The sequence below is a fragment of the Lysobacter sp. Soil_N_51 genome (assembly GCF_057655755.1).
This window is the reverse complement of the sequence record NZ_JBDGLR010000005.1, coordinates 401,057-415,536: the sequence shown is the minus strand read 5'-3', so window position 1 is coordinate 415,536 and position 14,480 is coordinate 401,057. Positions and strand designations below refer to the sequence as shown.

At 69.2% G+C, this 14,480-nt stretch carries 16 protein-coding genes; 4 read left to right on the top strand and 12 right to left on the bottom strand.

Annotation, left to right across the window (positions count from 1 at the left end):
• Positions 1–14: 14 nt before the first annotated feature.
• From map to AC3A4T_RS11530, 3 genes are all read left to right on the top strand, one after another.
• The gene (map, locus tag AC3A4T_RS11540; RefSeq protein WP_056105867.1) at positions 15–752 is read left to right on the top strand and encodes a type I methionyl aminopeptidase; all 738 of its coding nucleotides are present in this window, start codon (positions 15–17) and stop codon (positions 750–752) included.
• Positions 753–893: 141 nt separating this feature from the next.
• Positions 894–1,706, top strand: coding sequence for an orotidine-5'-phosphate decarboxylase (pyrF, locus tag AC3A4T_RS11535; RefSeq protein ID WP_487675512.1), 813 nt, complete (start codon positions 894–896; stop codon positions 1,704–1,706).
• A 9-nt stretch (positions 1,707–1,715) separates the two neighbouring features.
• Positions 1,716–1,973, top strand: coding sequence for a hypothetical protein (locus tag AC3A4T_RS11530; protein WP_487675511.1), 258 nt, complete (start codon positions 1,716–1,718; stop codon positions 1,971–1,973).
• Between the two features lie 44 nt (positions 1,974–2,017).
• On the opposite strand, the gene AC3A4T_RS11525 is transcribed toward AC3A4T_RS11530, so the two are convergent.
• A complete protein-coding gene (locus tag AC3A4T_RS11525) occupies positions 2,018–2,887 on the bottom strand; it encodes a DUF1444 domain-containing protein (RefSeq protein ID WP_487675510.1) in 870 nt (289 codons plus the stop codon).
• A 102-nt stretch (positions 2,888–2,989) separates the two neighbouring features.
• Between AC3A4T_RS11525 and AC3A4T_RS11520 the strand changes: the two genes are divergently transcribed.
• Positions 2,990–3,961 (top strand): MBL fold metallo-hydrolase, encoded by a 972-nt coding sequence (locus AC3A4T_RS11520; RefSeq protein WP_487675509.1) that lies wholly within the window; start codon positions 2,990–2,992, stop codon positions 3,959–3,961.
• Between the two features lie 235 nt (positions 3,962–4,196).
• Here the strand turns inward: AC3A4T_RS11520 and AC3A4T_RS11515 are convergent, their stop codons facing one another.
• From AC3A4T_RS11515 to gspG, 11 genes are all read right to left on the bottom strand, one after another.
• Positions 4,197–5,084, bottom strand: a complete 888-nt coding sequence (locus AC3A4T_RS11515) for a glycosyltransferase family 2 protein (RefSeq protein ID WP_487675508.1) — start codon at positions 5,082–5,084, stop codon at positions 4,197–4,199.
• Positions 5,068–5,907 carry a glycosyltransferase gene (locus tag AC3A4T_RS11510; protein WP_487675507.1) on the bottom strand — a complete coding sequence of 280 codons (840 nt, stop codon included), beginning with the start codon at positions 5,905–5,907 and terminating at the stop codon, positions 5,068–5,070. Before AC3A4T_RS11510 ends, AC3A4T_RS11515 begins: the two co-directional genes overlap by 17 nt.
• A 338-nt stretch (positions 5,908–6,245) precedes the next feature.
• Complete coding sequence (gene gspD, locus AC3A4T_RS11505) at positions 6,246–8,489, bottom strand: type II secretion system secretin GspD (RefSeq protein WP_487675506.1); 2,244 nt, start codon at positions 8,487–8,489, stop codon at positions 6,246–6,248.
• 9 nt (positions 8,490–8,498) lie between these two features.
• The gene (locus AC3A4T_RS11500) at positions 8,499–9,317 is read right to left on the bottom strand and encodes a type II secretion system protein XpsN (RefSeq protein WP_487675505.1); all 819 of its coding nucleotides are present in this window, start codon (positions 9,315–9,317) and stop codon (positions 8,499–8,501) included.
• On the bottom strand, positions 9,307–10,023 hold the full coding sequence (gene gspM, locus AC3A4T_RS11495) for a type II secretion system protein GspM (RefSeq protein WP_487675601.1): 717 nt from the start codon (positions 10,021–10,023) through the stop codon (positions 9,307–9,309). Before gspM ends, AC3A4T_RS11500 begins: the two co-directional genes overlap by 11 nt.
• A gap of 25 nt (positions 10,024–10,048) precedes the next feature.
• Positions 10,049–11,233 (bottom strand): PilN domain-containing protein, encoded by a 1,185-nt coding sequence (locus tag AC3A4T_RS11490; RefSeq protein WP_487675504.1) that lies wholly within the window; start codon positions 11,231–11,233, stop codon positions 10,049–10,051.
• Positions 11,230–12,153 (bottom strand): type II secretion system minor pseudopilin, encoded by a 924-nt coding sequence (locus tag AC3A4T_RS11485; protein WP_487675503.1) that lies wholly within the window; start codon positions 12,151–12,153, stop codon positions 11,230–11,232. Before AC3A4T_RS11485 ends, AC3A4T_RS11490 begins: the two co-directional genes overlap by 4 nt.
• Positions 12,153–12,812 (bottom strand): type II secretion system protein GspJ, encoded by a 660-nt coding sequence (locus AC3A4T_RS11480; RefSeq protein ID WP_487675600.1) that lies wholly within the window; start codon positions 12,810–12,812, stop codon positions 12,153–12,155. The genes AC3A4T_RS11485 and AC3A4T_RS11480 overlap by 1 nt, the downstream gene beginning before the upstream one ends.
• A gap of 35 nt (positions 12,813–12,847) precedes the next feature.
• A complete protein-coding gene (xpsI, locus tag AC3A4T_RS11475; protein ID WP_487675502.1) occupies positions 12,848–13,321 on the bottom strand; it encodes a type II secretion system protein XpsI in 474 nt (157 codons plus the stop codon).
• The gene (xpsH, locus tag AC3A4T_RS11470; RefSeq protein WP_487675501.1) at positions 13,318–13,791 is read right to left on the bottom strand and encodes a type II secretion system protein XpsH; all 474 of its coding nucleotides are present in this window, start codon (positions 13,789–13,791) and stop codon (positions 13,318–13,320) included. Before xpsH ends, xpsI begins: the two co-directional genes overlap by 4 nt.
• Positions 13,792–13,906: 115 nt before the next feature.
• On the bottom strand, positions 13,907–14,353 hold the full coding sequence (gene gspG, locus AC3A4T_RS11465; protein WP_046659318.1) for a type II secretion system major pseudopilin GspG: 447 nt from the start codon (positions 14,351–14,353) through the stop codon (positions 13,907–13,909).
• Positions 14,354–14,480: the final 127 nt, after the last annotated feature.

Genomic DNA, 14,480 nt, shown 5'->3' with positions numbered 1-14,480 from the left:
CCGAGGATGACCCCATGACCGTACTGCACGCCTTCGAACTCGAGGGACTGCGCCGCGCCGGCTCGCTGGTGTCGACGATCCTCAACACGATGCGCGACGCCGCCGTCGCCGGCGCGGTCTCGCGCGATCTCGACGCGATCGGCGCGACGATGCTGCGCGAGGCCGGCGCGCGCTCGGCGCCGCAGCTGACCTACGACTTCCCCGGCGCGACCTGCATCAGCATCAACTCGGTCGCCGCCCACGGCATCCCCGACGCCAGCGTGTTGCGCGACGGCGATCTGGTGAACATCGACGTCTCGGCCGAACTCGACGGTTACTTCGCCGACACCGGCGGCAGCTTCGTGGTCGGCACCGCCAGCGCGGCCCAGCAGAAACTGCTCGACGCCACCTTGGAAGCGCGCGACAGCGCGATCGCGCAACTGCGCGCCGGCAACCTGCTCAACAGCATCGGCCGCACCGTCGAAACGGTGGCGGCGCGACGCGGCCTGCGGGTGATCCGCAACCTCGGCAGTCACGGCGTCGGCCGCGCCCTGCACGAAGCCCCGGGCAACATCCCCGGCTACTACGACCCGCGCGACACCCGCCGCCTGCACGAGGGCATGGTGATCACGATCGAACCGTTCCTGGCGACCCACTGCACCCACACCGACGAAGGCGACGACGGTTGGGCGATGCGCTGCCGGCGCGGCTTCGCGGCTCAGTTCGAGCACACGGTGGTGGTGACGTCGGGGGAGCCTATCGTCGTTACTTGATTGGGGCGGGAATCGGGAATGGGGAATCGGGAATCGGTAGAAGCAAAAGCCGGGACTTCGAACTCCAACTCCAACTCCGATTCCTCCGACTCCCGATTCCCGATTCCCGATTCCCGATTCCCGAACCCAGGATCCATCCTCATGACCTTCATGCAGACACTGCGCGACCGTTGGCAACAGGCCGGCACCCTGGTCTGCGTCGGCCTGGATCCCGAGCCGGCCAAATTCCCGGCGCGTTTCGCCGCCGATGCCGATGCGGTGTTCGCGTTCAATCGCGACATCGTCGACGCCACCGCGCAATACGCCTGCGCGTTCAAGCCGCAGATCGCCCACTTCGCCGCGCTGGGCGCCGAGGACGCGCTGGCGCGCCTGATCGCCTACATCCATGCGAATCATCCCGGCATTCCGGTGATCCTCGACAGCAAGCGCGGCGACATCGGCAGCACCGCCCAGCATTACGCCAGCGAAGCCTTCGATCGCTACGCGGCCGATGCGGTCACCGCCAATCCCTACCTCGGCCGCGATTCGGTGCAGCCCTTCCTCGATCGCGCCGACCGCGGCGTGGTGGTGCTGTGCCGCACCTCCAATCCCGGCGCCGGCGATCTGCAGGACCTGCTGGTCGACGGGCGTCCGCTGTACCAGCACGTCGCCGAGAAAGTCGCGCGCGAGTGGAACGGCCACGGCAATTGTTCGCTGGTGGTCGGCGCGACCTGGCCGGCGCAGTTGCGCGAAGTGCGCGCGATCGTCGGCGACGTGCCGTTCCTGGTGCCCGGTGTCGGCGCGCAGGGCGGCGATGTCGAAGCGGTGGTGAGCAACGCCAAGGCCGCCGACGGCACCGGCCTGATGGTCAGCAGCTCGCGCGCGATTTTGTACGCGTCCAGCGGCGACGATTACGCGCAAGCCGCGGCGAGCGCGGCGAAATCGCTGCGCGATCAGATCAACCGTTACCGCTGACGGTCGCGCATGCAGGCCGGACTCGGTGGGTTGTCGCTGGCGCAGGTCGAATCGGCGGTGCAACGCCTGTACGACCTGGGCCGCATCGAACTGATCCATCGCGGCATGATGCCGGAGGCCGAAGTGTTCGCGTGCCGCTATCAGGGCCGCCGCTTCAACCTGACATACGACCTGGCCTGTGGCGCGCAGCTGCAGGCCGTCGCCGCGTTTTCGCACGATGAGCTCGATGCGATCGCCGCTTCGCTGGTCGCCGCGGCCGATCAATAAACCGACTGATCGCGCCGCCGATGCGCGGATCGCACTCGCGTCCCTCAGTCGGCGAACACCCGCAGCTCGCCGTCGCGATGCACGAACAACGCATCCGACAGGTTGTAGGCCGAGGACTGCGCGATCTGCGCGGCGATGTCCTTGAGCGAATCCACGCTGCGCTGATCCTCGCTGCCGCAGACCATCACCTCGTCGCGCGCGGCGATCGCGAACACCGGATCGCCCTGCACCTGGATGCGTTCGCTCCAGTGCTCGAACAACAACACCATGCTCGCATCGTAGTTGCGGTCCAGCCGCGCCACGAAGCGGCCGTCAGCGCCTTGCACCTTCAACTCCGGCAGAAACCGGCTCAAGTTGCTCAAGGCCTGGGCGCGCAAGGCCTCGCCGTCGAGACCGCCTCGTTCGGCGTCGGCCGGCGACAGGAAACTCATCGAATCGGGGGTGTCCTCGACATAGGTCAGAACCAGATCGCCGGCCAGCGGCTCGACGATGAAGGGGATGCGGTTGCCGGCGCCGGTCGAACGCGCCTGCTGCAAGGCGATCTCGTGCCAGCCGCGGGTCTTGAGCACCGGCAGGATCGTCGCCACGTCCAGCGCCGCGGGCCGGTCCAGGCCGCGCTGCACGTCGCGCGCCGAAGCGATCTGGTCGGCGAATACCGTCTCCAGTGATTCGGGCGCGTCGAGATAGCGTTGATAGCTGTTGCCGAGGAAATGGGTGGCCTTGAAGCCGTCCGGCAGCGACCAGTCGATGCGCGCATCCGACACCAGCGCGCCGTGGGCGATGCTCAGTTGCGCGTCCGGCCAGGCGGCGCGCAACGCCGCCGCGTAGCGGTCGGCGAAGCTGTGCAGGTCCATCGGGTGCGCGGGCCCGTCGTGGTCGCGCTTGCCGCCGAACAACTTGCTGAAGATGGACATGACCGGCTCCCTGTGGTCGTTGGTCGGCCGACTATACGACCCGCCCCCTCGGCGGTCGTACTCACAATCGTCACATTCCTGGTGAGCGGCTAGTCTGCGCTCATGGACCCACGCACAGATCGCACACGCCGGCGTTTGCTCGCCGCCGCCCTCGCCGCCGGCGCCGCGCTCGGCACCCGCGCCCTGCCCGCGGGCGCCACCGCGAGCACCGCCGCGAACGCGCCGGCCGCACGCTCGCGCCTGATCCTGCTCGGCACCGCCGGCGGGCCGACCCCGAAGGCGTTGCGCGCGGCGCCGGCGAACGCGGTGGTGGTCGGCGACGCGGTCTACGTGATCGATTGCGGCAATGGCGTGGCCCGGCAGATGGCATTGGCCGGGCTGTCGCTCGGCGCGATCCGCGACGTGTTCATCACCCACCATCATTCCGATCACAACGCCGACTACGGCAACCTGCTGTGGCTGGCCTGGGCCGCCGATCTGCGCCACCCGGTCGACGCCTGGGGGCCGCCGCCGCTCAAGCGCATGACCCGGCGTTTCCTGCAGCTCAACGACACCGACGTCCGCACCCGCATCGCCGACGAAGGCCGGCCGCCGCTGGCGCCGCTGATCCGCCCGCACGAGCTTCGCCGCGGCGGCGTGGTGATGCAGGACGATCGGGTCAAGGTGACCGCGGCGCTGGTCGAACATCCGCCGATGACGCCGGCGTTCGCCTACCGCTTCGACTGCCCGGATCGCTCGATCGTGTTTTCCGGCGACACCCGGCCCAGCGCGGCCTTGATCGAACTGGCGCGCGGCGCCGACGTGCTGGTGCACGAAGTGATGTACCTGCCAGCGCTGGAGCGGTTGATCGCCAGCGAAGCGCAGGCCGCGCGGCTGCGCCAGCATCTGCTCGACAGCCACACCACCACCGAGCAGGTCGGACGCTTGGCCACCCAGGCCGGAGTCAAGACATTGGTGCTGAACCACTTCGTGCCCGGCGGCGATGCGTCGCTGACCGATGCGGTCTGGCGCGAGGCGGTGGCGCCGTATTTCAAGGGCGAGCTGGTGATCGGGCGGGATTTGATGGAGCTGTAAGGAACGCGGCAGGACGACCCGCGCTCCCTTCTCCCGCCAAGCGGGAGAAGGTGCCCGAAGGGCGGATGAGGGCATGCGGCGAAGTCTGCGAGGTGGATGCTGCATTCCTCGCCCTCACACCCTCACCCCAACCCCTCTCCCGCGCCGCGGGAGAGGGGCTCATTGAGCGGCGTCGGCGACATGCGGTTCGGGATCGGCGCGATGCGGCCAATCGGCGGCGCGGTGCCGCTCGCTCTCAACGAAACGCCGCGCGCAATGCCGCGATCGGAAACCGCAACCAGATCGCCGCGAACACGCCCGCGCGCACCAGCGCGCCGCGGCGCGGGGCTTCGAACTTGCTGAAGTAGCGCCACAGGCCGCGGTGCTTGTTCCATTCGACGAAGAACGGCCGCGAGCGGCTGGACACGCCGCGCACGTGCATCACCCGCACGTGGTTGGCGACCGCGACGGTGGCGCCGCTCTCACGCACGCGCCGGCACAGGTCGAGGTCTTCGGCGTGCAGGCGATAGCCCTCGTCGAACCCGCCGATGCGCGCGAACAAACGCCTCGGCATCAGCATCAACGCGCCGGAGGTCGCTTGCACCGATTGCAGTTCCTGGCTGTCGTCCGGCGCCACCGCCATTTTCGGCGCCGCCCACGGGCGCAGCAGGCCGGCCAGCATCGCGCCGAAGTCCGGATCGCGCCGGCGCACGGCGGCATCGCGTTCGTCGTGCTCGTTGACCAGGTCGGCGCTGAGCAGCGCATCGCCGAGCGGCGCGGCCAGCGCGTGCAGCCGCGCGAAGGTGTCGGGTTCGACCATGCAATCGGGATTGACGAACACCAGCCAGTCGTCGTCGCGCGCCGGGTCCAGCTCGGCCACGCCCTGGTTGCAGCCGACCGAAAACCCGGGGTTGTCGGGATTGGCGACGAAGCGCAGGCGCGGGTCGAGCGAGGCGTGGCGTTGCACGATCTCCAGGGTGCCGTCGTCGGACTGGTTGTCGACGACGCGGATCGCGGCGACGCCGGCGCATTCGCGCAGTCGGCTCAGGCATTCGTCGATGGTCGCGGCGCTGCGGTAGCTGACCACGATCGCCTGGAATTCCGCGCGGCCCGGCAACGGGCGCGGATCAGAGGAAGAGGTCACGTTGCGGTTCCGGTGGGCCGACGCGTTCGAGGCGTTCGGCGAGGTGTTGGCGCAATTCGCGCAGGGGATCGTGCATCAGGAAATTGGCCAGCCGTGCATGCCAGTCGGGCCAGCGCGAGGCCAGCACGTCCATGTCGCCGTCGCTCGGGCGGCCTTCGCTCAGGCGGGCGACGTAAGCGGTATCGCACAGCACATTGCGCCAGCCCAGGCCGGACAGGCGCAGCGACAGGTCGGTCAGCGCGGCGTACCACGAGCCGTAACTGGCCGCGTCCAGGCCGCCGGCGCGGCGGCGCGCGCTGCCGCGCAGCAGCACCGCGTGGCCGATCGCCGCGGGCAACTCCGGATGCGCGGCCGGCATCTGCGCCAGCGCGCGGGCCAGCCGTTCGGCGTCGCCGGCATCGGGCAAGGGCGCGATCTCGCCGATGCGCGGCCACGCGGCGGCTTCGCCGGCATTGCACCAGGGCGTGGCCGAGGCGATCGCGCGGTCGACCGCCAGGCTCGCGCTCAGGCGCGACAGCCAGCCCGGCGCGGGCACCGCATCGGCCGCGAGCACGGCCACGTCGGCCTCGCCGCAGGCGATCAGGATTTCGTCCAGGTGCGCGACCTCGCCGATGCTGCGCTGGCGGCGGCTGTAATCGGCCTTGAGCGCGGTGCGCTGCAGCCAGCGTTCGATGATGGCGTAGCCGCGCGGCCCGGATTGGGCATCGTCGGCCAGCCACACGCGGGTACCCGGCGGGGTGCACAGTTCCAGCGCGGCCAGGCAGGCGTCGAGGGCGTCGTCGTCGACGCCGACCGGCACCACCACGATCGGCAGGTCGCTCATGGCGCTCGCGCGTGCATGACGCGGGCGTTGGGCGGCGCGACTGCGGCCGGACCACGCGCGGGCGGCGCGGCGGGATGGAGCGCGGGCGGGTGCTGACGTTCGGGCATCTGCGCGTTCGTAAGGGACGCGCATAGTGTGCGCGATCGAGGCCGGGTGCGGGTGATGGCGGTGTCGGGATGCGTTCGCGCGGCGGGCATGACGAGTCCCCCGCCCCCTTTCAAATGGCGAAGGCGAAGGCAGGACGCGTGGAGGTTTACCCGGACCCCAAACGCAAACGGGGCCGGCGATGCCGGCCCCGTTCGATCCGCCGCCGGCGTGGACGCATCCACGCCGGGCGCTTACTTCTTCTTGGGATTGAGCGGCTCCATCGCCCGGAAACGACGGCTGTACTCGTCGGTCAGGTCGCGCGATTCCTGCGGATTACGCACCAGCGTCGGGGTCAACAGGATGATGGTTTCGCGGCGCGAGGTCTTGGAGTTCTGCTTGCCGAACAAGCCGCCCAGCACCGGAATGCGGCTCAGCCCCGGCAGGCCGCTGGAGCCGCGATCGGTCTGGTCGGCGATCAGGCCGGCCAGCAGCACGGTTTCGCCGCTCTGCACCGCCGCTTCGGTCTTGAGCTTCTTGGTGTTGATGGTGACGTTGGTGCTGCCCGAATTGAGCGGCGCGCCGACCGAGCTGACTTCCTGCACGATGTCCAGGAACACCATGCCGTCGCGGCTGACGCGCGGACGCACCTTGAGGATCACGCCGGTGTCGAGGTACTGCACCTGGCTGTAGGTGTTGTTGTTGCCGGTGCCGGTGTTGACCGAGACCGATTCGATCGGAATGCGCGCGCCGACATTGAGCGTGGCCTCGGCGTTGTTGCGCACGAACACCGACGGGGTCTGCAGGATGTGCACGTCGGTGACCTTGTCCAAGGCCGACAGCACCGCCGCGGCGTTGTTCTTGATCAAGGACCAGGCCAGGCCATCGCCGCTCTTGCCTCCGATGCTGCCGGCGATGGTGCTCCACTTCGGCGGCACCAGCGGGTTGGTGGCGCGGTTGAGGTCGCCGAAGCCGTTGTCGATGGTCGCGCGCTCGAGGAACCACTGCACGCCGTATTCCAGGCCGCTGTTGAGCTCGATTTCGGCGACCTGCGCTTCGATGTGCACCTGCATCGGCATCACGTCGAGCTTTTCGATCACGTTGCGGATCGAACGCCAGGACTGCGGATTGCCGCGCACCAGGATCGAATTGGTTTCCTCGACCGCGGCCACGCCGACCTTGCTGCCGTCGACCTCCAGGGTGACCGCGCCGTTGCCCGATTGCCGCGTGCCCAGCGACGCGCCGCCGCCGAGGCCGCCACCGCCGCTGCTGGAATCCGAGCCGCCGTCGCTGCTCTTGCCGATGTCGGCGCTGGACGTGCCGCTGCCGTTGTCGCGCAGTTCGGTCGATTCCAGCCCCGGCATCAGCGACGGCGCGCCTTCGCCGCCGGAGCTGCCACTGCCGCCGCGTCCGCCGAACACTTCCGACAACCGGTCGGCGAGGTCCTTAGCCTTGATGTACTTGAGTTCCATCGTATACAGCTGGACGTTGTCGCCGGCGCTGTCGATTCGGTCGAGCCAGTCCTTGATGTCGTCGAGGTAATCGGCCTGCGGGGTGATCACCATCACCGCGTTGGCGCCTTCCAGCGGCATGAAGCGGAACATGCCCGAGACCGGCGACTTGCTCTGCTCGCCGAACACTTTTTCCAGGTCGGCCACGACCTTGGTCGCCTTGCCCGATTGCAGCGGGAACACGCCGACCGACATGCCCGACAGCCAGTCGACGTCGAACACCTCGACCGTGCGCAGGTAGTTCTCGAGCTCGGCGCGGGTGCCGCCGACGGTGATGATGTTGCGCGAGTTGTCGACGTTGACGATCGCGTTAGGACGCGCGTACGGCTTGAGGATCTTTTCCATCTCGGTGGCCGAGATGAACCTCAGCGGCACCGTGCGCACTTCGAAGCCGCGCGCGGACGCGGCCGAATTGGTGCTCGGGGCGACGTTGCCGGCCAGCGCCTGATCGGCCGGCACGACGTTGTAGCGGCCGCCGGTGTAGACCAGGCGGGCGTTGTTCCAGCTCAGCACCATCTCCAGCAGGTTCAGCGCTTCGGCCGAACTGACTTCCTTCGGCGTGGCCAAGGTGACGGTGCCCTGCACGCCCGGCGCGATCACGTAGTTCTGGCCGAGCATGTCGCCGAGGATGGCCTTGACCACCGCGTGCACCGACTCGCCCTCGAAGTTGAAGCTGGCCGTGCCGGTGGTCGCCGGCAAGCCCGGCGGCGGCCGCGAGGCGGCGCCGCGGTTGATGGTCTGGCCGGTGCCGCGACGGATCTGCGCCTTGGGGCCCTCCTCGTCGTCCTTGTTGTCCAGCGGCTCCTGCTCGACGCCGTTGTGGGTCAGACGCGCGCCGGCCTGCTCGGTCTGCGGGCCCTTGAGCGCGGCGGGGTCGCCTTCGCGCTTCACGCGCGGCGACATCACGCTGGAGCACGAGGCCAACTGCGTGGCGATGATCGCCGCGACCAGGGCATGGGTGGCGTATTGCTGAGAACGTAGCTTCATGCGTTCACTCTACGGCGTGTTGGCCGGGGGTTGAGCGGCTTGCTGCTGCCGCAGTTGCGCGCGTCGCGCCTCGATCCGCTTGCGGATGGCTTCCATCTGCGCCTGCTCGGTGAGCGGCGCGGAGGTAGTGCTGTCAGTGGGTGCTGCGCTCGGTGACGGTGAGGGTTGCGACGGCGGTGGCGGTGGCGGGGTCTGCGACACCTGCGGCGAGCGATTGGGTTGCGGCGGCGCGATCGGCCCGGCCGGCGGCACGGTGCGTCCGATCGGCTGCGCGCCCGGGCTGCCCGGCGGCGGCGAAGCGACCGCGGTAGGCGGCTGCCCGCCCTGGCCGTTGAAGATGCGCAGGTCGAGTTCGCGCCGGCCTTCGGGGCCTTCGAACACCGCCCGGCGCGGCTCCAGCGAGGTCAGGCGCCAGGCCGGGTGCGATTCGGGCACTTCGCCGAGCTTGACCCGCACCGACTCGCTGCCGTCAGCCGGCTGCAGGAACGCCATCGACAGCTGCGGGGTGATCAGCACGCTGGTCAGCAGGTAGTCGAACGTGGCCGCCTGATTCTCGCCCTCGCCCTTGCCCTGCATGAAGAACGGCTTGGGCCGGCGGTCGTCGACGAACAACGGGCGCGAGGCGATCTCGCCGTATTGGCTGAGCGGGCCGAGCGTGTCGGGCGGACTCTTCTGCACCTGCGGCAGCGCTTTGACCAGGGTCGGGTCCTCGGCCAGCGGATCGACGTGGCGACCCATCCCGGCCAGGGCCAGCACCCAGGTCAGCAAGGCCCAGCCGGCCGCGGTGGCCAGCAACCAGGTGCGCGGGCTGGCGTCGTCAAGGCGCATCGGTGGCTCCGGCGGCGGGTTCGGGACGGTCGGCGTCACTCGCGTCTGCATCTGAGCCAGCGCCAGCGCTCGCGGGCGCCGCGGCGGCCGGCGCGGGCGCCGGGGTCGGACGCAGGTAGCCGTACAGATCGAAACTCACGTCCAGGCCGCCGTCGTTGGCCGGGCCGGCGGTGCCGGGTACGAAATAGCCGCGCGTCGACAGCAGATTGAGATTGCCGACGAACAGCCGCGGCGAGCCGCTTTCCAGCGAATGCAGCACCGCCGCGGTTTCCGGCGCGCCGCAGCGCAGGCGCACCTGCACGACCACGCGCGCGTAGCGGTCGCGGCGCGGTTCGGCCAGCGGCGAACGGTTGACGATGCCACAGCTGCGATTGCCGGGGCTGGCCTGCAACACCACGGTTTCCAGACGCTGGACCAGGCCGGCGGTGGCCAGCTCGGCGGTCGCCTCGGGCAGGAAGCCCGGGCGGGTTTCCTGCTGCTTGCGCACCAGTTCCAGGCGTTGCTTGATCTGCGGCGCCTGCTTGAGCTCCATGCGCTGGCGCAGTTCGCGTTCGCGCAGGCTTTCCAGCGAATCGCCGGCTTCCATCATCGGCACCGTCCACCACGGGTGGATCAGCACCGCATAGGCGATGGCGAGCGCGCCGAGCAGCAGGCCCAGAGCCAGCCAGCGGTCGCGATCGGCGGTCAATGCGCGCAGACGGTTCATGCCCGAGGCGGCGGCCACGCTCGACTTAGGGGCCACGCGCGGCCTCCGGGGTCTGCGGTTTCGGCGGTCCGATCTCGGCGGTCAGGGTGAAGCGGTCGCGATTGGTCGCCGGATCCGGCTGGACCGCGCCGGTCAAGGCCGGCGAGCGCCACAGCTTGGTGCCCTGCAACTTGCCGATCAGCGAGGACGCCTCGCGGCTCAGGCCGATCATCAACAGGCTTTCGTCTTCGATCGCGAGTTTTTCCAGGTACGTGGTGTCGGGCATGCGCCGGCTGAGTTCGTCGATGATTTCCACGGTGCTCGGGCGCGCGGCGCGGGTGCGGTCGAGGAAGGCCTGGCCCTCGATCAGGTCCACCAGTTGCTGGCGCTGGGTCGAGGCCTGGCGCGCGGAAGCGGCGTTCTTGGCGATGGTCTGCTGCAGATCGTCGATCGCCGCGCGGCGGTTTTCCAGCACCTGCCACATCGCCGCGGCCAGCGCGAACAGCGCGACCGCGGCCAGGGCCAGATTCCAGTAACGGAACGGGTCGCTGCGGGTGCGGCGCTGCGACGGCGGCAACAGGTTGACCCCGAGCGGCACGCCGTCGGCGCCGGCCACTTCGATGCCCGACAGGGTCGAGGCCAGCGGGCCGATCTTGGCCAGTTGCGGGTCGAGCGCCTGACGCGGCACCGCGACCAGTTCGGCGTCGAGCTGGCCGTCGCCGTCGCGGCGCGCGAGCACGCGCGCGTCGTAGGCGACCGCGTCGGCGGTGAACGGGGTCTGGCGGTCGATTTCGAAACCCACCACGTCGCGCAGCCGATCGGCCGCGGCCGCCGGCAAGGTCAACCGCCGGCGCAGACTGGTGGCGGGCGGCAACAGCAGCCAGCGCGGCAGATCGCCGATGCGGGGCGGCAACAACGGCGCGAGCGGATCGGCCACGACCGTGCCGGTGTTGGCTTCGGCCGGCGCATTCAGATCGGCCAGGCTCGGCAGCACCGCCAGATCGCGCACTTCGCTGCCCTGCTGCAGGCGCAGGTGCACGCTGTCGCCGTCGACCTGCAGCAGCAGGCGACCGCGATCCACGCCCAGCGCCTGACGCGCGCGCAGCGGCAACCACGAGGCGAGGGTACGTCCCCACCACGAGAAAAAGCCGCCCGCTCCCGGTGCAAGCCGCGCGCTAAGACTTCTCAACCGGTTGGCGCCCAACCGGCTTTCGGCAACTTGCGAGTTCATCGTGATGAAGCTCCCTCCTCCCAACGCAGCGGCGTATAGGTCATTCCCGGTAAGGGACTCCCCCCCGCTCGCACGACCACCCGCAACACCGATTCGCGGCCATCCGCCAGCCGTGCACGGCTGTCGATACTATAGGTTCCGCTGCGTTCGCCGACGAGGCCGGCGAGTTCGCCACCGCCCCCCGCACCCGGCAATTGTGATCCGGGCTGCGTTCTGCGCCGCTGCTCGACAAGCTGGGCGCCATTCATCCCCATAGCATTGAGCACTTCGACCGAGGCGAACGCAGGTTCGGGCCGGGTACGTCCGCTGTAAACCGTGACGTGTGGCTCGATCCTGGCATACAGCGCCGGAGTGAAGCCCAGCACCTGCTCCAGTTCGGCCACGCTTTCGAATTCGGCATCCTTGGCCCCATAAGGTCGTCCCGCCGACGCATAGTCGGCATCTTCCGCGCCACCGGCCGGCTGGGTCAGGGTATCGGCATCGCGCCAGTCGATGATCGCCGCGGCCAGTCGCGCCGCCTCGGATTGCTCGAGCTTGCCGGTGCCCTGGATCAACGCGGTCAACAGCGCCGCGTCGGCCTGGTTGAGATCGACCTTGCCGTTCTCGTCGACGATGGTGATCTCCAGCTTGGCATCGCCATAGGTCCAGCGATGCGGGCGTCCGTCGGGTTGCCACTGCAGTTTCTGGTCGGTCATCGCCACCCGGGTCATCGCGTACTCCAGCCCGGCGCGCGAGGCGTTCTGCGCGACCAGGCCGCGCACCATCACCCGGCCCTGCAGGTTCTCGGTGCGCGCGCTCAGCGCGAACGCGCCGATCAGCGCGGTCAGCAGCGCGATCATCCACATCACGAGCAGCAGCGCCGCGCCGCGCGCGTTGCGGGGGGCCGCGAAAGAGGCTGCGACGACAGCGCGCGGACGCATCACAGCTCAGGCACGAAACCGCCGGCCGAGGCGGTGGCCAGCGGCAGCGATACGATCAGCGGCGGCCAATCGCGGCCATCGCGATCGGTAAGGGTGACTTCGACGAACAACGGCAGTTGATCCGGCGTTTGCCAACGTTCCTGCCATTCGCCCAGTTGGCCGCGCTGCGGATCGATCGCGCGATAACGAAAACGCGCCGACTTCAAGCCGTCGACCAGCAACTCCGGCGGACGTTCGCGCGCTTCCTTGATCGTCTCGCCGGCCAGCACCATCGACAGCGACAGCACCATGCGGGTCTGGTCGCCGTCGTTTTCGATGGCGAAATCGTGCAGATACGGGCCGCCCTGGCCGAGGTAATCGGGCAGGTCGGCGACGAAACGCAGGCGGTCGGGTTCGCCGGTGAAACGCTGCGGCACCGCGGTGCTTTGATCGAACGCGAACGGAATCGGCCGGGTCGCGGCGATGCGCTTGCGCAGGAAGCCTTCGACCGCGCGTTCGCGTTCGCTGCGCTGGGCCAGCACTTCGCCGCGGGTGGCGGTCTTGGTCGCCGCCGACAAGGTCGCGAAGGCCAGGGTCAGGCCGGCGACCAGCAACACCATCGCCAGCAACACTTCGATCAGGGTGAAGCCGCGCGCATGCGTCGCTGGACGCGAACGCAGTCGTGCGAGCGCGAACCCGTCGGCGCGCGCGCGCCTCACAGCGACACCTCGTTCGACGCCGCGCTGCTGCGCAACGAGCGCAGGAACAGACGCCGGCCGGCGCCGCCGTCGCCCCACTCCACCGCGAGCTGCACTTCGAACAAGCGCGGCGCGTTGGGATCGATGAGTTGCGACGAGGCCGGCAACGGGTCGCGCCATTGGGCGACGCCGAGCGTCCAGCGGTAACGGCCGTTTTCGAAATCGCCGCTGCGCTGGCCCGGCTTGAGCGGTTGCCCGACCCCGACCTGATCCATCAGCGACTGCGCGTACAACGCGGCGCGGCCGGCATCGCTGGACCAGCGCACCTGCTTGGCCGCGCCCGACAAGGTGCCCAGCAACAAGGTCAACGCCATCGCCAGCAAGGCGAACGCGACGATCACTTCGAGCAAGGTGTAGCCGCGCTGACGCAACGACGATGCGCGATGCGAAACGCGCGTGCGCGCAAACGACGACGAACGCAGCGCGTTCATCGCGGCGCCTCGCCGCGCTTGAGTTTGACTTCGCCGGTCAGCCAGGCCACGTCGACATTCCACGCCGCCTGCTTGGCGCTGAGCTTGACCCGGCCACCGGTGGACGCGCCGTCGGCGAAGAACATGATCGCGCCCTCGCCGCGGCGCGGCTGGATTTCACGCGCGCCGGTGAAGACGATTCCGAGGGTCTTGGGAATATCGCCGCTGCGCCCGTTCGGCGCGGTCCAGGTATGAGCGGTGGGATCGATGGTGAACTTCTGCGAACGTCCGGTCGCGATCGCCTGGCTGCGCGTGTAGCGCAGTTGCGAAGCGATTTCCTTGGACGCCGAACGCAACTGCATGCCGGCCATGCCGCCGTTCATCATGCCGACGGTCAACACGCCGATGCCGGCGATGAGGGCAATCACCAGCAGCATTTCCAGCAGCGACATGCCGCGTTGGCGACGGCCCGCGCGCGCCGGCAACCGCATGCGCGCGCGCGAATCCGCGCGTGCGCTGCGCGCCGCGGCCGGGTCCCCTCGCCCTCCTCGGGCGGAGGGACTGTGCCGCGGGCGGATGCTCATTGGATGCGCGGTCGCTGATTACTCAGTTGTTCTTGATGTCGCCGTCGACGCTGGTGCCGCCGGCCTTGCCGTCCTTGCCGTAGCTCACCAGGTCGTAGGGGCCGCTTTCGCCCGGCGCGCGGTATTCGATCGGATGGCCCCACGGGTCCTTGAGCTCGGCGTCCTTCGCGTACGGACCCAGCCAGCCGTTGGCGTCGGCCGGGGCCTTGACCAGTTCCTCGAGCGAGGACGGCAGGCGGCCGGTGTCCATCTGGAACGAATCGATCTTGCCGGCCAGGGTCTGCACCTGGCCCTTGGCGAGGTTGTAGTCGCCGCGGTCCTTGCCGCCGAGCACGCGGTTGCCGACGAAGGCGAGCACCGCGCCGATCAGCACGATCACGATGATGATCTCGATCAGGCTCATGCCGCGCTGGCCGGCCGGAGACGGGGAACGGGTGAGGCGGCGGCTGTTCGAACGGGATTTGCGCATGTCGGTCATCCGTTAGGAGGGGATTTAGGCTAATGCTGGACTGGTAACGTCTCGCGGACGCGGACGGGGTTGAGCCTTGCTCAGGAATTGTGTTCCGCGACGATTTGCAAAGTTCACCGGCCAAGCG